Below are 20,390 nucleotides of genomic sequence, written 5' to 3'. Positions count from 1 at the left end.
ACGTCGGAATTGGTCAATTTTTGTGCTATATTCCGCGCCCGCGATTTTTCATCGATTAGCTACCGGTCACTGACATGCAAGCAGCCAAACCACTTTTCGACTATCCCAAGTACTGGGCCGAATGCTTCGGACCAGCGCCTTTCCTGCCGATGAGCAGGGAGGAGATGGATCAGCTCGGCTGGGATTCCTGCGACATCATCATCGTGACCGGCGACGCCTACGTCGACCATCCGTCGTTCGGCATGGCGATCATCGGCCGTCTGCTGGAAGCCCAGGGCTTTCGTGTAGGCATCATTGCCCAGCCGAACTGGCAGTCCAAAGACGACTTCATGAAGCTCGGCGAGCCGAATCTGTTCTTCGGCGTCGCGGCCGGCAACATGGACTCGATGATCAACCGTTACACCGCCGACAAGAAGATCCGCTCCGACGACGCCTACACCCCGGGTGGCCTGGCCGGCAAGCGTCCGGACCGCGCCAGTCTGGTTTACAGCCAGCGCTGTAAAGAGGCCTACAAGCATGTGCCGATCGTTCTCGGCGGCATCGAGGCTTCCCTGCGCCGTATCGCCCACTACGATTACTGGCAGGACAAGGTTCGCCATTCGATCCTGATCGATGCCTGCGCCGATATCCTGCTGTACGGCAACGCCGAGCGGGCCATCGTTGAAGTGGCTCAGCGCCTGGCGTTTGGTGAGAAGGTCGAAGACATTACCGACATTCGCGGTACTGCATTCATTCGCCGTGACACGCCGCAAGGCTGGTACGAAGTCGACTCCACGCGTATCGATCGTCCGGGCAAGATCGACAAGATCATCAACCCGTACGTCAATACCCAGGACACCCAGGCCTGCGCCATCGAGCAGGAGAAGGGCCCGGTCGAAGATCCGAACGAAGCCAAGGTCGTGCAGATCCTGGCCAGCCCGCGCATGACCCGTGACAAGACGGTGATTCGCCTGCCATCGTTCGAGAAGGTGCGCGGCGACGCGGTGCTCTATGCCCACGCCAACCGCGTGCTGCACCTGGAAACCAACCCGGGCAACGCCCGTGCCCTGGTGCAAAAGCACGGCGAAGTGGACGTGTGGTTCAACCCGCCACCGATTCCGATGACCACTGAAGAAATGGACTACGTGTTCGGCATGCCCTATGCGCGCATCCCGCACCCGGCGTATGGCAAGGAGAAAATCCCGGCCTACGACATGATCCGTTTCTCGGTGAACATCATGCGTGGCTGCTTCGGTGGCTGCACCTTCTGCTCGATCACCGAGCACGAAGGGCGGATCATCCAGAACCGCTCCCACGAGTCGATCATTCGCGAAATCGAAGAGATCCGCGACAAAGTGCCTGGCTTTACCGGTGTTATTTCCGACCTCGGTGGCCCGACCGCGAACATGTACCGCATCGCCTGCAAGAGCCCCGAGATCGAATCGGCGTGCCGCAAGCCATCGTGCGTGTTCCCGGGCATTTGCCCGAACCTGAACACTGACCACTCGGCGCTGATCAAGCTGTACCGCAGCGCCCGTGAACTGCCAGGGGTGAAGAAGATTCTGATCGCCTCCGGCCTGCGCTACGACCTCGCGGTCGAGTCGCCGGAGTACGTCAAGGAACTGGTGACCCACCACGTTGGCGGCTACCTGAAGATTGCCCCGGAGCACACCGAGGAAGGCCCGCTGAATCAGATGATGAAGCCGGGCATTGGTAGCTATGACCGCTTCAAGCGCATGTTCGAGAAGTACTCCAAAGAGGCAGGTAAAGAGCAATACCTGATCCCGTACTTCATCGCCGCGCACCCGGGCACCACCGACGAAGACATGATGAACCTGGCCCTGTGGCTCAAGGGCAACGGCTTCCGTGCCGACCAGGTGCAGGCGTTCTACCCGTCGCCGATGGCCTCGGCCACGGCCATGTACCACTCGGGCAAGAACCCGCTGCGCAAGGTCACGTACAAGAGCGACCCGGTGACCATCGTCAAGAGCGAGCAGCAGCGCCGTCTGCACAAGGCCTTCCTGCGCTATCACGATCCGAAGGGCTGGCCGATGCTGCGTGAAGCCCTGGAACGCATGGGCCGTGCCGACCTGATCGGCCCGGGCAAGCACCAGCTGATTCCGCTGCACCAGCCTGCCACCGACAGCTACCAGAGTGCCCGGCGCAAGAACTCGACGCCGGCGGGCAGCCACAAGGTGGCCAAAGAGCAGAAGATCCTCACCCAGCATACTGGCTTGCCGCCACGTGGCAGCGACGGTTCCAATCCGTGGGACAAACGCGAACAGGCCAAGGCCGCGGCCTTTGCCCGCAACCAGCAGGCAGCCAAGGAGCGCAAGGAAGCCGCCAAGGGTGGCAAGGGCAAGAAGAAGCCCGCGCGCCAGCCGGTTCTGCCGCGCTGATCTGACCTGCTCTTGTGGGAGCCAGCCTTGCTGGCGATGCCCGGCGCAGCCGGGCCAGGGCCGCTACGCGCCCCATCGCCGGCAAGGCCGGCTCCCACAAATAAGCAAGTGACAGACAGTTGCTCCCACTAGTCAGGCTTTTTGTCGACCCATTTGGGCAGTACCGGCGCCTGGTAACTGTCCATGGCATCCAGCAGTTCGGCGGGGCTATCGGCCAATCGCAGCATGGCGCGATGTTGAGGGCGTACGAAGCCTTCCACCACCACGTGGTCGAGGAAGCTGCCCAGCTTGCTGTAGAAACCGTTGACGTCGAGCAGACCCAGCGGCTTGGCGTGATATCCCAACTGGCCCCAGGTCCAGACTTCGAACAGTTCTTCCAGGGTACCCAGGCCGCCGGGCAGGGCAACGAAGGCATCGCTCAATTCGGCCATGCGTGCTTTGCGCGCGTGCATGCCATCGACGACTTCCAGGCGGGTCAGGCCACTGTGGCCGACTTCGGCATCTTTCAGGGCCTGGGGGATGATGCCGATCACTTCACCACCGGCGGCCATGGCCGCATCGGCAACGATACCCATCAGGCCGACGGCACCACCGCCATAGACCAGGGTCAGGCCGCGCTGGGCGATGGCCTGGCCGAGGGCGATGGCGGCTTCCCGGTAAGCTGGGTTGACGCCGGTGCTGGCGCCACAGAACACACAAACGGAACGTACTGGCATTGCTTCTCTCCGGTTACAAGCGGACACAGAGTAAGCGGCTGGCCGGTAGCTTCCAAGTCGGTAATGTGGCATTAACTGCAGGTTGCCCGTTATTCTGGTCGGGCAAACTCGCAGGTCGCGCCGCTGGCACCACAGGCGTAGGCGGCCAGCAGGCTGTTCATCAAGCTACCAAAGAACATGTTTTTTGCTCCTGAATGAGAGGTTGTCTCATCGTCCATTAATGGAGCATGATGTGCACTTTGATTGGCTGTATACAATCGATAGAACAATTCTACTGTCTGGCCCTTGGCCAGCCCCTTGATGCATATCAGGGAAAGGCTGAAGGGATTCAGGCAGTCTGCAAACTGATCAAAACCCTGCCAAGGAGATTCACGATGTTTGCCAAAGTTGTAGCCGTATCCTTGCTGACCCTCGCCAGCACTCAGGTATTTGCCGCCGAGTGCAAGGTTACTGTCGACTCCACCGACCAGATGTCCTTCAACACCAAGGCCATCGAAATCGACAAGAGCTGCAAGACTTTCACCGTTGAACTGACTCACTCCGGTTCCTTGCCGAAGAACGTCATGGGCCACAACCTGGTGATCAGCAAAGAAGCTGACATGCAGCCGATCGCGACCGACGGTCTGAGCGCGGGTATCGATAAGGATTACCTGAAGGAAGGCGATGCGCGTGTGATTGCTCACACCAAAGTGATCGGCGCCAAGGAAACCGCCTCGGTGACCTTCGATGTGTCCAAGCTGGATGCCAACGAGAAGTACGGTTTCTTCTGCTCGTTCCCAGGCCACATCTCGATGATGAAAGGCACTGTTACTCTGAAGTAATGCGTAGCCTGTAAATCGCGGGGCAAGCCCGCTCCCACAGACAATGTGTGGGAGCGGGCTTGCCCCGCGATGCATTTCAGGGGGCGAAAGGCATCTCGCGCTTGTGCTGGGTCTTGCGGTAGGTGCCACTGATGATGTCGAACGCTTCCTGGCTCACCGGCTCGCCATGCAGGAAGGCATCAATCTGCGCATAGGTCACGCCATGCGACGCTTCGTCCGGCTTGCCCGGGGCCAGGTCTTCCAGGTCCGCGGTCGGTACTTTCTCCACCAGTGATTCCGGGGCGCCAAAGCTGCGCGCGATTGCCCGTACCTGGTTCTTCACCAGTCCGCTCAGGGGCGCCAGGTCGCAGGAACCATCCCCGAACTTGGTAAAGAAGCCCATCACCGCTTCGGCGGCGTGGTCGGTGCCGATCACCAGGCCCTGGCGAGCGCCGGCAATGGTGTATTGGGCGACCATGCGCATGCGTGCCTTGGTATTGCCGACGACGAAATCGACCATCGCCGGCTGACCGTTCTCGAGCGCTTGCACCTCTTTGGTCAGCGCCTGTACAGCCGGGGCAATGTTTACCGTGTGCAGTTCATCCGGCTTGATCACCTCCAGGCAAGCCTGGGCGTCATGCTCATCCTGTTGGACGTGGTAGGGCAGGCGCACGGCGATGAAGCGGTACTGCTCATCACCGGTCTCGCTACGCAGCTCATTGATCGCCCGTTGCGCCAATAGGGCAGCGGTCAGCGAATCGACACCGCCACTGATACCCAGCACCAGGGTTTTCAGGCGGGCATTGTTCAGGCACTGCTTGATGAATGCCACGCGCCGGGTCACTTCGGCATCGAGCGCGGCGCGGTCGGCGAACGGCGGCTGGACCTTGAGCGCTTGCGCAATCTCTCGCTGGGCAGCTTGCATGAATTACTCCTTGGGCACTTTGAAGACGTGGCGCAGGTAGGCGACGAAATTTTCGTCGCGGCATTGGGTCTTGGCTGCCTCGTCGGAAATCTTGGCGACAGGCTGGCCGTTGCAGTCGGTCATTTTAAGCACGATGTTCATCGGCGCCACCCCGGGAATGTCACAGGTCAGGTTGGTGCCAATGCCGAAGCTGACGTTGATCCGCCCGCGCAGGGCACGGAAGATCTCCAGCGACTTGGTCAGGTTCAGGCCATCGGAGAACACCAGGGTCTTGGTCATCGGGTCGATGCCGAGCTTGCGGTAGTGGGCGATGGCCTTTTCCGCCCAGCGCACCGGGTCGCCCGAGTCATGACGCAGGCCGTCGAACAGCTTGGCGAAGAACAGGTCGAAATCGCCGAGGAACGCATCCATGGTGATGCAGTCGGTCAAGGCGATGCCGAGCAGGCCGCGGTACTCGCGGACCCAGCAGTCGAGGGCGGCGATCTGGCTGTCGATCAAACGTGGTCCCAGTTGCTGGTGGGCCATGATCCACTCGTGGGCCATGGTCCCCAAGGGCTTGATATCCAGCTTTCGTGCCAGGTGCACGTTACTGGTGCCGACGAAACGCGCGGGGAAATCTTCCTTGAGTACCCTTACGACTTCTTCCTGAACCTTGTAGGAGAAGCGTCGGCGGGTGCCGAAGTCGGCCACCTGCAATTCAGCCAGCTCATCGCTGCTGGCGTGGGCCTTGAGCCAGTCGAACTTGCGGTAGAGCTGGTCGCGCGCTTCACTGAGTTTGACTTGGGGATAGCGATGGCGGTTGCGCACTTCGCTGATGATCGCCAGCAGCGGCACCTCGAAGAGGATCACGTGCAGCCACGGGCCACGCAGACGCAGGTACAGCTCATCGTTTTCGATGCCCAATTGCAGGTAGCGCAAGTTGAAGCGAAACAGGCCGAGAAAACGCAGGAAATCCGGCTTTATGAAGCTGATCTGTTCGAGAAAACCCAGTTGGCCATTGGCCAGGCTCAGTTCGCACAGCTTGTCGATCTGTTCGCGTATCTGCGCCAGATAGGGGCGCAGGTCTTCGCCATTGCGGCAGCGAAACTCCCATTCGACGTCGACGTTGGGATAGTTGTGCAGCACGGCCTGCATCATGCTCAGCTTGTAAAAATCCGTGTCGAGCAGGTTCTGCACGATGCGATCGGCGAAGGCGCTCTCGCTCATAAGGGGCTCCGTAAGGGGCGCGCGCCATCAATTGCCAGCAACGACGCACAGACCTCGCCATTGTGCCAGCCTTTTTCCGCAGGTGGGCAGGCATGCCTCGGGTACATCGGTAGCAGCCTACAGGTAGCGGCGCTTTCCCAGGTCAGCGGCTAGCCTGTAGTGGTGCCCGCTGTAGCAGTCGCGCACCAAGGATGTGCAGTTCGGTTACGCATCCTGTTACAGGCTGGTTGCACGTAAACACTTGCCGGGGTTGCAATGATGGCACTTGGTGGTTGCTCTTTTGAGCTGGGGGTGGTGGCGCTTGCTGTGAGGCAGACGGTTGCACGGCCAGTAAAAAAAGGACGCGGCCCAGGCCCCGGGAACTTCTTCACGTGTTTTTCCAGAATAAAAATCCAATGGCACGGCCCTTGCTCAGAGCAATTGCTGAAAGTTGTAGTGCCAATCAAAAAAACTCCAAGGAGCACCACCTCATGTCGCAGACGTTTTACAAGAAAGGCTTTGTGGCCCTTGCCGTATCTACGGCGCTGGGTGTTTCTTCGTATGTTCAGGCCGACATCAAGATCGGTGTAGCAGGGCCGATGACCGGTCCCAGCGCAGCGTTTGGCGAGCAGTACATGAAAGGTGCACAGGCGGCGGCGGATGCCATCAACGCCGCGGGCGGTGTCAACGGCGAGAAGATTGTTCTGGTAGCAGGTGATGATGCCTGTGAACCGAAGCAGGCCGTAGCCGTGGCCAACCGTCTGGTCGACCAGGACAAGGTCGTCGGTGTGGTCGGGCACTTCTGCTCGTCCAATACCATCCCCGCTTCCGAGGTATATGACGAAGCCGGGGTGATCTCCATCACCCCGGGCTCGACCAACCCAAAGGTTACCGAGCGAGGCCTGAGCGCCATGTTCCGTATGTGCGGGCGTGACGACCAGCAAGGCATCGTCGCTGGCGACTACATCGTCGACGTGCTCAAGGGCAAGAAAGTCGCGGTGCTACACGACAAAGACACCTACGGTCAGGGCCTGGCGGATGCAACCAAAGCCCAGCTGGCCAAGCGTGGCGTTACCCCGGTGCTGTATGAAGGTCTGACCCGTGGCGAGAAGGACTTCAGCGCCGTGGTCACCAAGATCCGCGGAGCGGGTGCCGACGTCGTCTACTTCGGTGGGCTGCATCCGGAAGCAGGTCCGCTGGTCCGTCAACTGCGTGAGGCGGGTCTGAAGGACGTCAAATTCATGTCCGATGACGGCATCGTCACTGACGAGCTGGTCACCACCGCCGGTGGCGCACAGTACGTCGATGGCGTGTACATGACCTTCGGTGCCGACCCGCGCCTGCTGCCTGACAGCAAGGCGGTAGTGGATGCCTTCCGCAAGACCGGTTATGAGCCTGAGGGCTACACCCTGTATGCCTATGCATCGCTTCAGGCCCTGGCCGCAGGCTTCAACGGCGCCAAGTCGAACAAGGGCGAGGACGCTGCCAAGTGGCTCAAGGCCAACCCGGTGAAAACCGTGATGGGCGAGAAGACCTGGGACAGCAAGGGCGACCTGAAAGTCTCCGACTACGTGGTCTACCAGTGGGACAAGGACGGCAAGTACCACCAACTGGAAAAACAAAAATAACAACGGTATCCGACCCGGGCTTGTGCCCGGGTCGCTACCCGGTTTTGCGCCGTACCTGTCTTTTCTCGTAGATCTGCACAACCCTGCGCTGCGAGGGCCGCTTCATCCGGGGCTCACCGTAGTCGGCGCTTGTGCAATCTCAAATACGTGAGATTGCGTTATGGATGGTATTTTCCTGCAGCAACTGGTCAATGGGCTGACCCTCGGGTCTGTCTATGGCCTGATCGCCATCGGCTACACAATGGTCTATGGCATTATCGGCATGATCAACTTCGCGCACGGCGAGGTGTATATGATCTCCGCTTACCTGGCGGCGATCAGTCTGGCATTGCTGGCGTACTTCGGTATCGAATCCTTCCCGCTGCTGATGCTCGGGACGCTGATCTTCACTGTCGTGGTAACCGGCGTTTATGGCTGGACCATTGAACGCATCGCCTACAAACCCCTGCGTAACTCCACCCGCCTGGCGCCGCTGATCAGTGCCATCGGTATCTCGCTGATCCTGCAGAACTACGCACAGATCAGCCAGGGTGCACGCCAGCAAGGCATTCCTACCCTGCTCGAAGGTGCCTGGCGCCTGGAAGTGGGCACCGGCTTCGTCCAGCTGACCTACACCAAGATCTTTATCCTGGTTGCCGCGTTCGTCGGCATGGCCGCGCTGACCTACATCATCAAGTTCACCAAGCTGGGGCGCATGTGCCGAGCGACCCAACAGGATCGCAAGATGGCCTCGATCCTCGGTATCAACACTGACCGGGTGATCTCCTACGTGTTCGTCATCGGTGCGGTAATGGCCGCGCTGGCGGGCGTGCTGATCACCATGAACTACGGAACCTTCGACTTCTATGCCGGCTTCATCATCGGCATCAAGGCCTTCACCGCAGCGGTACTGGGTGGCATTGGCTCGCTGCCGGGCGCCATGCTCGGCGGGATCATCCTCGGCATCTCCGAGTCGCTGTTCTCCGGGTTGATCAACTCCGACTACAAAGACGTGTTCAGTTTCTCCCTGCTGGTGCTGATTCTGATCTTCCGTCCCCAAGGCCTGCTGGGTCGCCCACTCGTGGCGAAGGTGTAAGTATGTCTGCTGCCAAATCCACTTCATTCGATCTCAAACGCAGCCTGATTGACGCGATTCTCGCCGGGCTGATTTCCCTGATTGTCTTCGGGCCCATTGTTGGTGTGGTGCTCGATGGCTACAGCTTCAACATGGAGCCTGCCCGCGTGGCCTGGCTGGTGGCCGGGGTAATGGTCGGACGTTTCGTCCTCAGCCTGTTCCTGCAGACTCCCAAAGGACAGGCGATCCTGCAAGGTTTCGAGGGCAGCGGCTCCGGCGTGCACGTGCTGGCGCCGGACTACAAATCGCGACTGCGCTGGATCATTCCGGGCCTGATCGTGATCGCCATCGTTTTCCCGTTCTTTGCCAACAAGTACCTGCTGACGGTGGTCATCCTCGGCCTGATCTACGTGCTGCTCGGGCTTGGCCTGAACATCGTGGTAGGCCTGGCCGGCCTGCTCGACCTCGGCTACGTGGCCTTCTATGCCATCGGTGCCTATGGTCTGGCGCTGGGCTACCAGTACCTGGGCCTGGGCTTCTGGACCGTGTTGCCGCTGGCCGCCCTTGCCGCCGCGCTGGCCGGGTGCATATTGGGCTTCCCGGTTCTACGGATGCACGGCGACTACCTGGCCATCGTGACCCTGGGCTTCGGTGAAATCATCCGCTTGATACTCAACAACTGGCTGTCGTTCACCGGCGGTCCGAACGGCATGCCGGTGCCATCGCCGACCTTCATGGGCCTGGAATTCGGGCGCCGGGCCAAGGACGGCGGGGTGCCGTTTCACGAGTTCTTCGGCATCGACTACAACCCCAACCTGAAATTCCTGTTCATCTACATCGTGCTGTTCCTGGTGGTGCTGGCGGTGCTGTACATCAAGCACCGGCTGACCCGCATGCCGGTCGGCCGCGCCTGGGAAGCGCTGCGCGAAGACGAAATCGCCTGTCGTTCGATGGGCCTGAACCACGTACTGGTCAAACTCTCGGCGTTCACCATCGGTGCTTCGACGGCGGGCCTGGCCGGGGTGTTCTTTGCCAGTTACCAGGGCTTCGTCAACCCGTCCTCGTTCACCTTCTTCGAGTCGGCGCTGATCCTCGCCATCGTGGTGCTTGGTGGCATGGGCTCGACGGTCGGTGTGGTGATCGCCGCGTTCGTCCTGACCGTGGCCCCGGAGCTGCTGCGCAGCTTCTCCGAGTACCGGGTGCTGCTGTTCGGCGTACTCATGGTGTTGATGATGATCTGGCGACCGCGCGGGCTGATACGCATCAGCCGTACCGGTGTAGTTCCGCGTAAAGGAGTAGCGCCATGAGCGATGACGTGATTCTCTCGGTCGACAACCTGATGATGCAGTTTGGCGGGATCAAGGCACTCAGCGATGTCAGCCTCAAGGTCCGGCGCAACTCGATCTTCGCCCTGATCGGTCCCAACGGCGCGGGCAAGACCACGGTCTTCAACTGCCTGACCGGCTTCTACAAAGCCAGTGGCGGCAAGATCGAACTGAACATGCGCGGTACCCGCACCAATGTGATCCAGCTGCTTGGCGAGCGTTTCCGGCTGGGCGACTTCGTTTCGCCCAAGCGCTTCATCAGCCGCCTGCACTACAAGATGTTCGGCGGTACCCACCTGGTCAACCGCGCAGGTCTGGCGCGGACCTTCCAGAACATTCGCCTGTTTCGGGAAATGTCGGTGGTGGAGAACCTGCTGGTGGCCCAGCACATGTGGGTCAATCGCAATCTGCTGTCAGGTGTGCTCAACACCAAGGCATACCGCAAGGCCGAAAGCGATGCCCTGGACCATGCCTTCTACTGGCTGGAAGTGGTCGACCTGGTCGACTGCGCCAACCGTCTGGCTGGCGAGTTGTCCTATGGCCAGCAACGCCGCCTGGAGATTGCCCGGGCGATGTGCACCCGGCCACAGATCATCTGCCTGGATGAACCGGCGGCAGGCCTCAACCCGCAGGAAACCGAAGCCCTGAGCAAGATGATCCGCGTGCTGCGGGACGAGCACGACATCACCGTGGTGCTGATCGAGCACGACATGGGCATGGTCATGAGCATCTCCGACCATATTGTGGTCCTGGACCACGGCAACGTGATCGCCGAAGGCGCACCGCAGGACATCCGTCATAACCCGACGGTGATTGCGGCTTATCTGGGCGCCGATGAAGAGGAACTGGTATGAGTTCAGCGATCCTCGAAATGAAAGAGATCGATGTGTTCTACGGGCCGATCCAGGCCCTGAAGAAAGTCTCGCTGCACATCAACGAAGGCGAAACGGTGAGCCTGATCGGCTCCAACGGCGCTGGCAAATCGACCCTGCTGATGTCGATCTTCGGGCAGCCGCGGGCGGCGAGCGGGCAGATTGTCTATCGCGGTACTGACATTACCCACAAGTCTTCTCACTACATTGCCTCCAACGGTATTGCCCAGTCGCCTGAAGGGCGCCGGGTATTCCCGGACATGTCGGTGGAAGAGAACCTGATGATGGGCACCATCCCCATCGGGGACAAATTCGCCAACGAAGACATGCAGCGCATGTTCGAGCTGTTTCCGCGGCTCAAGGAACGGCGTAATCAGCGTGCCATGACCATGTCCGGTGGTGAGCAGCAAATGCTTGCCATCGCCCGGGCGTTGATGAGCAGGCCCAAGCTGTTGTTGCTCGACGAGCCGTCTCTGGGGCTGGCGCCGATTGTGGTCAAGCAGATCTTCGCCACCCTGCGCGAACTGGCGCAGACCGGCATGACCATCTTTCTGGTGGAGCAGAACGCCAACCATGCGCTCAAGCTCTCGGACCGCGCCTATGTAATGGTCAACGGCCAGATCCGCATGACCGGCAGCGGGCAGGAATTGTTGGTCAACGAGGAGGTGCGTAACGCTTATCTGGGCGGGCACTGATCCGACCTGGCAAAAAGGCCCTGCACTGCAGGGCCTTTTTTTGTCCACAGCTTTGTGGAAAACCTTACGAGCACTTCCTTTGGGGCGCGACACAAAGTCGCTGCAAGCGGATGTTTTTACGTGCATTCGAGTTGTCCACCATTGGTGTGGAAGCGGCTGTGGGTAACTTGGTGGCACCTTGCTGAAAGCCTTTGATTACAAGGCTCTCAGCCGGATGGTTGTTTTTTGATCAAGTGTTCAAGAAAGATTTTCAGCGGCCGTTGTCAAGTCTTTTGTGGCCCGTGCAACGTGCCTGAAAATGCAGGGAGAGGGCTGTGGATAAGTCTGTGGGCAAGCATTGGAAAGAACGCTGTAAGCGCCGTCGCCGGAGGCCTTGAGCCATCACGGAAATTATCGCCCATGCGCTCCGGGTAGCCCTGAGGTCAATCTGCGCGTCTGTGGTCAAGGAAAATACTTGTCGATCCCGCTTAAACAGTCGGATTGCGCGGCTTGGAGTTGCCCCCATTCTTTGTGCAAGAGCCTGTGGATAAGGTGAGCAAAGCTTGCTCCAGGCCATATGGATCAAGGGGTTGGCGCGTTTGGTCGTTTTTTGTACAGTGCATGTATGCTTGCTGGCAGGATTATCGGCGGGCATTCTGCTGATCCGTGATCTCGACCTTGCAAGGAGTACCCGATGACTTCCACCGTTTTCATCACTGGCGCAACCTCTGGCTTCGGCGAAGCCTGTGCCCGTCGATTTGCCGAAGCTGGCTGGTCGCTGGTGCTGACCGGTCGCCGTCAGGAGCGCCTGGACGCGCTATGCGCAGAGTTGTCGAAGCAGACTGAAGTGCACGGCCTGGTAGTCGACGTGCGTGACCGCAAGGCCATGGAAGCGGCGATTGCCAACTTGCCGCCGTCGTTCGCCAAATTGCGCGGGCTGATCAACAACGCAGGCCTCGCCCTGGGCGCCGATCCGGCCCCCAAATGCGACCTGGACGACTGGGAAACCATGGTCGACACCAACATCAAGGGCCTGATGTACAGCACCCGCCTGTTGTTGCCACGGCTGATTGCCCATGGTCGCGGCGCAACCATTCTCAACGTGGGTTCGGTGGCGGGTAACTACCCGTATCCGGGCAGCCATGTGTATGGCGGCACCAAGGCTTTTGTCGGCCAGTTTTCCTTGAGCTTGCGCTGCGACCTGCAAGGCACCGGTGTGCGTGTCAGCAACATCGAGCCAGGCTTGTGTGAAAGCGAGTTTTCCCTGGTGCGCTTTGGTGGTGACCAGGCGCGTTATGACGCGACCTACGCAGGCGCTGAGGCAATCCAGCCGCAGGACATTGCCGAGACCATTTTCTGGATCATGAACCAGCCGGCGCATATCAACATCAACAGCCTGGAGCTGATGCCGGTGAGCCAGGCGTGGGCCGGGTTCTCGATTGATCGTTCTGGCAAGGCTTGAGGGCCAATCGCCGGCAAGGCCGGCTCCCACAGGTTTTTCAGTGAACCCCTGTGGGAGCCGGCGTTGCCGGCGATTGCCATCAGATCTGTCGCTGCAACCCTTCCAGGCAGGTCGCCAGATGATAAGGCGTGGTCGATGGCATATCGCTACGGCTGACCGTGCCACTGGCGTCACGGCACTCGTACCAGCCACCGGCATGCAGGAAATGCTGCTGCAGCGCCTGCAGCTGGGTGAGGAGCGTGCCGGCGCAGCCCTGGCGCAAGGCCAGGGCGCGCAGGTACTCGGCCTGGGCCCAGATGCGCTGGGTGGCATCGTGGACCTTGCCGTCGGCGCCGAGCATGGCCAGCACCGCGGTGTCTTTCACCCCGTATTGCTCGGCATAGGCGAACGCCCGGTCGAGGGACGCATACAGCTCGCTGCCGCGCAGCAGCGCTGAAGATTCCAGCAGGGAGAACCACTCGAACTGGTGGCCCGGTTCGAACCAGTTATCCACAGCACCGCGTGGTTTTTCCAGCATTACCCCGTGTTCGGGATCGATGAAGTGCTCCTGCATGGCTTCGGCCAGCGCCTGCATGGCATTTTGTACTGCCTTGTCATCACGCACCGAGAGGGTCGCGAGGAACGCTTCAGTCAAATGCATCAGCGGATTCTGCAAAGGACCGCTACCAAGGTCCGACCAGTCTTCATCGAGGCAGGCCTCATACAAACCGTCATCCCGGGCAAAACGCTCGGCGACCACACTCAGTGCTGCATTGAGGGTGGATTCGACCAGTTGCTCGCGAACCTGCCCCCAGTAGTTGGCGCAGGCAAAAATGATGAAGGCGTGGGTGTAGAGATCCTTGCGCCGATCCAGCGGTTCGCCCTGGGCATCGATGCTATAGAACCAGCCGCCATGCTCGGGATCGTGGAAGTGCTGTTGCAGTGAGCGAAACAGCGCCGCTGCGCGTTCACGGGCGCCAGGCTGTTCGATGCAGTTGCTGAACAGGTATAGCTGACGGGCACAGGCCATGGCCCGGTAGCGTTGCACAGGCAGCGGTTGCTGCTGCGCATCCAGCGCTTCGTAAGGCAGGGCCATATCTGTATTCCAGCCCGGTCCTTGCCAGAGCGGCACGATGCGCTGGGTAAAGTGCGTCTTCACCTGTTCGAGCAGTTCAGGCAGTTCAGTCTGGGCAGTACGAAGATCGGGCATGGAGAAGAGTCGTCATGATCGGTTTGTTTGCGCGCATGGTAGCAGGAAACGGTGCTATTACAGGGTACTGAGCCCCTGCCAGTGCTTGGCGCCGACGAAGATGAAGCGCAATTGCTGGGTGATCTTGTCCTGGGCGCTCAGCGTTTGTCCGGCATCGTCGGCTGGCTCGTCGATCAGTTCCGGCAGGGTGGCGAACACGGTTTTCACCACCAGGTCAGCGATTACTGCGAGGGCGGCGTTATCCAGGTGCTGCCAGCGTGGCATGCGCTCAAGGTCGGTGGCCAGGTCCGAGCTGATGCCTTGGCGCAGGGTCGCAATCGCCTGCCGCACCGGTTGTGAGCCACCGTATTGCTCGCGCGCGAGAAACAGGAATTGCGGGCGATTGGCCGCGACCACGTCGAGGAAGATACGCACCGAGGCGTCGGTAATGCCGCCGAGTTCGAGTTCATTGTGGCGGACCAGGCGAATGGTCTGGCGAAAGGTTTCGCCGACTTCATTGACCAGGGCCAGGCCGAGTTGGTCCATATCGGGAAAATGCCGGTAGAAACCGGTGGGCACGATACCCGCGCATTTGCTCACTTCACGCAGGCTGATGCTGCCGAAGCCTCGGCCACTTTCCATCAGGTGGCGGGCGGCATCCAGCAGGGCTTGGCGGGTCTGTTGCTTTTGTTCGGCGCGCGGCAGCATGGCGAGTATCGGTTGGCAGTGAAACAGCCCTGCACTCTAATAGCCTGCGCCAGGAAAAACAAAGCCCGGTCAATTGACCGGGCTTGGAGGGGAACCGTTGCAAGGCTGGGATCTCTTATTGTCTGGCATAGGTTTCAGCTCGCGCGCTGGTTCATTTCGATCAAACGGTCAGAACCGCCTTCGGCTACGCGGATGTTACGTTCCAGCAGACGATCCGAACCGCCTTCGGCTACACGGTTGTTGCGTTCCAGCAGACGATCAGCGCCGCCTTCGGCTACACGGTTGTTGCGTTCCAGCAGACGATCAGCGCCGCCTTCGGCTACACGATTGTTGCGCTCCAGCAGACGATCAGCGCCACCTTCAGCTACGCGATTGCGTTCTTGCAGGCGATCCGAGCCACCTTCGGCCAGGGTGTTCAGCGGTTGCGATATCACGGTGGAGCTGGAACGGGACTCGGCGGTCAGGCTTTGTTCGCTGGCAGGAATGGCGAAGGCATTGGCGGCCAGGATGGACAGGGACAGGCTCAGCAGCAATTGGCGTTTCATGGTTCGGTGCTCCTTGGAGGGGCTGGAAAGTGGGTACGGAGCCAATGCTACGCTCGGGGGCGCCAGATAAAAGTTCATAAAGATAATGGTGACAATCGATGGAATTGATGCTTCGGTGCGAAGGCTCTAGCCTGCACTTTGCAGTCGAGTGAAAGGGCGTTGGCAGCGCTTTTCAAGGCGGGGGGCGGCAAGCCGGATTGATGGGAAACCGATAAAAAAGTCAGGGAAAAAGCGAAATCCCCCATCGCCAGTTAAACCCCTCGGCTTTTCAGCAGTCCGAAGACTAAGTGCCATCAATACGCCCATTAGTGCTTTATGGGCGTCAGGAGAATCATGCAATGACGCGTCCCGCCAGAATCCTCGCCTGGACCCTCGCCAGCCTGCTGCTGGTCGTGACCTTACTGGTAATCGTCATCGCGACGTTCGACTGGAACCGGGTCAAGCCGACCCTCAATGCCAAGGTCTCCGAAGCGCTGCAGCGGCCCTTCGCCATCAACGGCAACCTCGCGGTGGTCTGGCAGCGTGAGCCGCAGCAGGGTGGTTGGCGGGCCTGGATTCCCTGGCCGCGCTTCATCGCCGAGGACCTGACCCTGGGCAACCCGGACTGGCTCAAGGAGCCGCAGATGGCTGCTCTCAAGCGCGTCGAGTTTCGCCTGGCGCCCTTGCCGCTGCTGTTCCAGCAAATCGTGATTCCGCGCATAGATCTCAACCAGCCCACCGCCACGCTCAAGCGCCTGGCCGATGGGCGGGCCAACTGGACCTTCGATTTCGCTGCCAGGGATGAGCAGGCCAAGCCTTCCGGATGGGTGCTGGATATCGGCGCCATCGGTTTCGACAAAGGCCAGGTCAGCCTTGACGACCAGACGTCGAAAACCAGCCTGGATATCGTTATCGATCCGCTGGGCAAGCCGATCCCGTTCGCCGATATTGTCGGCAAGGATGCGGCGCAGAAAAGCGCCACCGCCCAGGACTACGCCTTTGGCCTCAAGGTCAAAGGGCGCTACAAAGGCCAGCCACTCTCCGGCAACGGCAAGATCGGCGGCCTGCTGGCGCTGCAGGATGCGAGTCTGCCGTTCCCGTTGCAGGCCGACATGCAGATCGCCGATACCCGTATCGCGCTGGCCGGCACCCTGACCGACCCGCGCAACCTGGGCGCTCTTGATCTGCGCCTGCGACTCTCGGGCGCGAGCCTGGGCAACCTGTATCCGTTGACGGGGGTGACCCTGCCGGATTCGCCGGCGTATTCCACCGACGGGCACCTGCTGGCCAAGCTGCATGAACCTGGTGGCGCACTGTTTCGCTACGAGGGCTTCAACGGCAAGATAGGTGACAGTGATATCCATGGCGACCTGACCTTCGTCTCCAGCCAGCCGCGGCCCAAGCTTAGTGGCAACCTGGTGTCCAATCAGTTGCTGTTCAAGGACCTCGCGCCGCTGATCGGTGCCGACTCCAACGCCGAACAGAAGGCTCGCGGCGGTGCCAGCAAGCAACCGGCAGGCAAGGTCCTGCCGGTCGAGGAATTTCGCACCGAACGCTGGCGGACCATGGACGCCGACGTGACCTTCAGTGGCAAGCGCATCGTGCACAACCAGGCGTTACCGTTCAACGACCTCTCCAGTCACTTTGTCCTCGATGATGGCGTGCTGCGCCTGGAACCGCTGCGTTTTGGTGTGGCTGGTGGCAAACTCGATGCTCAGATTCGCCTGGATGGCCGTACGGTTCCGCTGCAAGGCCGCGCCCAGCTCAGCGCGCGAGGGTTCAAGCTCAAGCAGTTGTTCCCGACCTTCGAACCGATGAAAACCAGCTTCGGTCAGCTCAATGGCGACGCCGACCTCAGCGGCCGCGGTAATTCGGTGGCGGCGTTGCTGGCCACTGCCAATGGCGACCTGAAGATGTTGATCAACGATGGCGCCATCAGCCGGGGCCTGATGGAAATCGCCGGGCTGAACGTGGGCAACTATGTGGTGGGCCAGCTGTTTGGTGACAAGGAAGTGAAGATCAACTGTGCCGCCGCTGATTTCGGTATCAAGGAGGGTTTGGCGACCACCCGCCTGTTCGTCTTCGACACCGAGAACGCGATCATCTACATCAATGGCACCGCCAACTTCGCCAGCGAGCAGCTGGACCTGAAGGTCAATCCCGAGTCCAAGGGCCTGCGCTTGTTCTCGCTGCGTTCGCCTTTGTATGTGCGTGGACCGTTTGCCAAACCCAGCGCAGGCGTACAGGCGGTACCGCTGGCCTTGCGGGGGGCGGGTATGGTCGCGTTGGGGGTGGTGGTTGGCCCGGCGGCGGGCCTGCTGGCGTTGGTGGCACCTGGCGGTGATGTGCCGAATCAGTGCACGCCGCTGCTTGAGCAGATGAAGGCCGGGAAGGCGCCGCGGACGGTGAAGGCGGATTAACTGTAGGAGCGGATTCATCCGCGAAGGACTGCACAGCAGTCCCGATTTTGGGGCCGCTACGCGCCCCTTCGCGGATGAATCCGCTCCTACAGCAAGCGTTTCAAAGCCCTTTGAGCAAATCCGCCATATCGTCGGCGTGCTCTTCTTCCTGGGCCAGAATGTCTTCGAAGATGCGCCGGGTCGTCGGGTCTGCTTCGCCGATGTACTGGATGATCTCGCGGTAGCTGTCGATGGCGATCCGTTCGGCAACCAGGTCTTCGAGCACCATTTCCTTGAGGTTCTTGCCGGCCACGTATTGGGCGTGGGAGTTCTTGCTGAGGTTGTCCGGGTTCAGGTCCGGCTCACCGCCCAGTTGCACGATGCGTTCGGCCAGCTTGTCGGCATGCTCCAGTTCCTGGGTGGCGTGCTCCAGAAACTCCTCGGCGGCGACACTGGCCTTGATCCCGCTGGCCATGTAGTAATGGCGTTTGTAGCGCAGGGCGCAGACCCACTCGGTGGCCAGCGACTCGTTGAGCAGACGCAGGATCTTCTCCCGGTCGGCGTTGTAACCCTCGGTCACGGCGCCTTGCTCGACATGCTGACGAGCGCGTTCGCGCAGGGTTTTTACATCGGTCAGTGCAACGGTGTTCATGCTCATCTCCCGGCTGACAGGTTGTACAGGGTTGGAACCGCGGCGCGCGTCGGGAGTTCGATTGCGATTGCAACGGAAGTACCTGTAGGGTGGGCCGACTGTCCACGGAACGGAGACTGCAGCCATGGCCCAAGCGCTTGCCACGCGTTATCCACTGGTACTGGTGCCGGGCATGCTCGGCTTTGTCCGCCTGCTGCTCTATCCCTACTGGTTCGGCATTGTCTCGGCCTTGCGCCGGGGCGGGGCCAGGGTCTTTGCCATTCAGGTGTCGCCACTCAATGCCACTGAGGTGCGTGGCGAGCAGTTGTTGCAGGTCATCGCCGACATCCGCCAACGCACAGGTGCCGACAAGGTCAACCTGCTCGGCCACAGCCAGGGTGCGCTGACGGCACGCTATGCGGCGGCCAGGCGCCCGGAATGGGTGGCGTCGGTGACTTCGATTGCCGGGCCCAATCACGGCTCGGAGCTGGCGGATTACCTGCTTGAACATTACCCCGCCGATTCTGCCCGTGGGCGCTTGCTCAAGGCCCTGCTGCATGGCCTGGGGGTGTTGATGGGCTGGCTGGAAACCGGCTGGCGCGGAGCAAAGCTGCCGATTGACGTGCACGCCTCGCACCATTCGCTGACCCGCGCTGGTGTGGCCTTGTTCAATCAGGCTTATCCACAGGGGCTGCCCAGCACCTGGGGCGGGGAGGGGCCCGCCGAGGTCAACGGCGTGCGTTACTACTCCTGGTCCGGCACCTTGCAGCCAGGGCTGACCGACAAGGGCCTGAACCGCCTGGACGGCAGCAATCGCTTTTGCCGCCTGTTTGCCCGGACCTTCGTCCATGAGGCCGGGCAGTGTGACGGCATGGTCGGTCGCTACAGCTCGCACCTGGGCCAGGTGATTGGTGATGACTATCCGCTCGACCACCTGGACATCGTCAATCAGTCACTCGGTGCGGTGGGCAAGGGCGCCGACCCGGTGCGCCTGTTCACCGAGCATGCGGCGCGGCTCAAGGCTGCGGGGCTGTAACCGGGACCGGGCGGATGGGCGTTTTCCAGCGTTCGGCCAGAATCACCCCGGCCAGGGTCAACAGACCGCCGAACAGGTGATACCGCGCCAGCTGTTCATCGAGCACCACGGCAGCGATCACTGCGGTGATCGCAGGCAACAGGTTGAAAAACAGCGTGGTACGGCTGGGGCCCAGGCGACTGACAGCCTGCATCCAGGCCAGTGGCGCGACCATCGAGGCCAGTACGCAGGCGTACAGCACCAGGCCGATATTGCCCGGGCCAAGGCCGGTTTTCTCGGAGAACAGGAACAGTGGGAACAGCACGACAATCGCCACCAGCACCTGCAGATAGAGCAGCACCAGCGGGGCAAGGCGCAGCTGCCATTTTTTCAGCAAGGTGCTGTACAGCGCGTAGGCCAGGGTGGCGATCAGCATTAGTGCATCACCGCCATTGACCCCGTGTTGCAGCAAGGCGCCCAGATCACCCGCCGACACCACCACAAGCACCCCGACAAAGGACACCACGGCACCGATCAGCGCACCGAAGGTCAGGCGCTGGCCCAGGCTGATGATTGCCAGAGCCAGCGACATCAACGGCATCAGCGACAGGATGATGCCCATGTTGGTTGCGCTGGTGATGGCGGCGGCGAAGTAGGCCAGGCTCTGGTACACCGCCATGCCCAGTACGCCGAGGATGAAGATCTTGCCCAGGTTGCGGCGGATTTCGGCCCAGTTGCGCAGCATCGGCCGCAGCAGGAACGGGGTGAACAACAGACCGGCCAGCAGCCAGCGGTAGAAACCGATCTCGGCGGGAAAAATCGCCCCGGCCGACATTTTGGTGACTACCGTGTTGCCGGCCCAGATCAGGATGGCCAGCAAAGGAAACGCATAATTCATGACGCAGGAACTCGTGTAGGTACAGGGC

The 20,390-nt window shown here is 60.7% G+C and carries 18 protein-coding genes; 10 read left to right on the top strand and 8 right to left on the bottom strand.

The window, feature by feature from the left end; translation table 11 throughout:
* The first annotated feature begins 74 nt into the window (after positions 1-74).
* Positions 75-2,378 carry a YgiQ family radical SAM protein gene (locus ACVI9W_RS09755; protein WP_461529891.1) on the top strand — a complete coding sequence of 768 codons (2,304 nt, stop codon included), beginning with the start codon at positions 75-77 and terminating at the stop codon, positions 2,376-2,378.
* Between the two features lie 128 nt (positions 2,379-2,506).
* Here the strand turns inward: ACVI9W_RS09755 and ACVI9W_RS09750 are convergent, their stop codons facing one another.
* Positions 2,507-3,094: an LOG family protein gene (locus ACVI9W_RS09750; protein WP_461529890.1), complete on the bottom strand. Its 588-nt coding sequence runs from the start codon at positions 3,092-3,094 to the stop codon at positions 2,507-2,509.
* 374 nt (positions 3,095-3,468) lie between these two features.
* On the opposite strand from ACVI9W_RS09750, the gene azu reads away from it, so the two are divergent.
* Entirely contained in the window at positions 3,469-3,915 is a 447-nt protein-coding gene (azu, locus tag ACVI9W_RS09745) for an azurin (protein ID WP_038615177.1), read from the top strand.
* Positions 3,916-3,991: 76 nt separating this feature from the next.
* On the opposite strand, the gene nadE is transcribed toward azu, so the two are convergent.
* Positions 3,992-4,819 (bottom strand): ammonia-dependent NAD(+) synthetase, encoded by an 828-nt coding sequence (gene nadE, locus ACVI9W_RS09740; RefSeq protein WP_461529889.1) that lies wholly within the window; start codon positions 4,817-4,819, stop codon positions 3,992-3,994.
* Between the two features lie 3 nt (positions 4,820-4,822).
* Positions 4,823-6,025, bottom strand: a complete 1,203-nt coding sequence (pncB, locus tag ACVI9W_RS09735) for a nicotinate phosphoribosyltransferase (RefSeq protein ID WP_191830725.1) — start codon at positions 6,023-6,025, stop codon at positions 4,823-4,825.
* Between the two features lie 470 nt (positions 6,026-6,495).
* Between pncB and ACVI9W_RS09730 the strand changes: the two genes are divergently transcribed.
* The 6 genes from ACVI9W_RS09730 (at position 6,496) to ACVI9W_RS09705 (ending at position 13,019) form a co-directional block, all read left to right on the top strand.
* Positions 6,496-7,632, top strand: a complete 1,137-nt coding sequence (locus tag ACVI9W_RS09730; protein ID WP_461529888.1) for a branched-chain amino acid ABC transporter substrate-binding protein — start codon at positions 6,496-6,498, stop codon at positions 7,630-7,632.
* Positions 7,633-7,792: 160 nt separating this feature from the next.
* Positions 7,793-8,707 (top strand): ABC transporter permease subunit, encoded by a 915-nt coding sequence (locus ACVI9W_RS09725; RefSeq protein WP_038615169.1) that lies wholly within the window; start codon positions 7,793-7,795, stop codon positions 8,705-8,707.
* 2 nt (positions 8,708-8,709) lie between these two features.
* Positions 8,710-9,993, top strand: a complete 1,284-nt coding sequence (gene livM, locus ACVI9W_RS09720) for a high-affinity branched-chain amino acid ABC transporter permease LivM (RefSeq protein ID WP_461529887.1) — start codon at positions 8,710-8,712, stop codon at positions 9,991-9,993.
* Positions 9,990-10,865, top strand: coding sequence for an ABC transporter ATP-binding protein (locus ACVI9W_RS09715; RefSeq protein WP_461529886.1), 876 nt, complete (start codon positions 9,990-9,992; stop codon positions 10,863-10,865). The genes livM and ACVI9W_RS09715 overlap by 4 nt, the downstream gene beginning before the upstream one ends.
* Complete coding sequence (locus ACVI9W_RS09710) at positions 10,862-11,578, top strand: ABC transporter ATP-binding protein (protein WP_157194409.1); 717 nt, start codon at positions 10,862-10,864, stop codon at positions 11,576-11,578. Before ACVI9W_RS09715 ends, ACVI9W_RS09710 begins: the two co-directional genes overlap by 4 nt.
* Positions 11,579-12,251: 673 nt before the next feature.
* Positions 12,252-13,019, top strand: a complete 768-nt coding sequence (locus tag ACVI9W_RS09705; RefSeq protein WP_038615160.1) for an SDR family oxidoreductase — start codon at positions 12,252-12,254, stop codon at positions 13,017-13,019.
* Positions 13,020-13,098: 79 nt separating this feature from the next.
* On the opposite strand, the gene ACVI9W_RS09700 is transcribed toward ACVI9W_RS09705, so the two are convergent.
* The 3 genes from ACVI9W_RS09700 to ACVI9W_RS09690 all read right to left on the bottom strand — a co-directional run bounded on the left by ACVI9W_RS09700 (position 13,099) and on the right by ACVI9W_RS09690 (position 15,440).
* Positions 13,099-14,208, bottom strand: a complete 1,110-nt coding sequence (locus ACVI9W_RS09700; protein ID WP_461529885.1) for an AGE family epimerase/isomerase — start codon at positions 14,206-14,208, stop codon at positions 13,099-13,101.
* A gap of 57 nt (positions 14,209-14,265) precedes the next feature.
* Entirely contained in the window at positions 14,266-14,895 is a 630-nt protein-coding gene (locus ACVI9W_RS09695; RefSeq protein ID WP_461529884.1) for a TetR family transcriptional regulator, read from the bottom strand.
* 134 nt (positions 14,896-15,029) lie between these two features.
* Positions 15,030-15,440 carry a phage infection protein gene (locus ACVI9W_RS09690; protein ID WP_461529883.1) on the bottom strand — a complete coding sequence of 137 codons (411 nt, stop codon included), beginning with the start codon at positions 15,438-15,440 and terminating at the stop codon, positions 15,030-15,032.
* Positions 15,441-15,778: 338 nt separating this feature from the next.
* Between ACVI9W_RS09690 and ACVI9W_RS09685 the strand changes: the two genes are divergently transcribed.
* On the top strand, positions 15,779-17,839 hold the full coding sequence (locus tag ACVI9W_RS09685) for an AsmA family protein (protein ID WP_461529882.1): 2,061 nt from the start codon (positions 15,779-15,781) through the stop codon (positions 17,837-17,839).
* 100 nt (positions 17,840-17,939) lie between these two features.
* Here ACVI9W_RS09685 and ACVI9W_RS09680 read toward each other — a convergent pair whose 3' ends face one another.
* A complete protein-coding gene (locus tag ACVI9W_RS09680; RefSeq protein WP_157194405.1) occupies positions 17,940-18,470 on the bottom strand; it encodes a ferritin-like domain-containing protein in 531 nt (176 codons plus the stop codon).
* Between the two features lie 124 nt (positions 18,471-18,594).
* Here ACVI9W_RS09680 and ACVI9W_RS09675 point away from each other — a divergent pair, with 124 nt between their 5' ends.
* Positions 18,595-19,485, top strand: a complete 891-nt coding sequence (locus ACVI9W_RS09675) for a lipase family alpha/beta hydrolase (protein WP_461529881.1) — start codon at positions 18,595-18,597, stop codon at positions 19,483-19,485.
* Here the strand turns inward: ACVI9W_RS09675 and ACVI9W_RS09670 are convergent.
* Positions 19,466-20,362 (bottom strand): DMT family transporter, encoded by an 897-nt coding sequence (locus ACVI9W_RS09670; protein WP_461529880.1) that lies wholly within the window; start codon positions 20,360-20,362, stop codon positions 19,466-19,468. The genes ACVI9W_RS09675 and ACVI9W_RS09670 overlap by 20 nt on opposite strands.
* Positions 20,363-20,390: the final 28 nt, after the last annotated feature.

The sequence above is a fragment of the Pseudomonas sp. 210_17 TE3656 genome, assembly GCF_054821965.1.
This window is presented reverse-complemented; position numbering and strand designations above follow the sequence as displayed.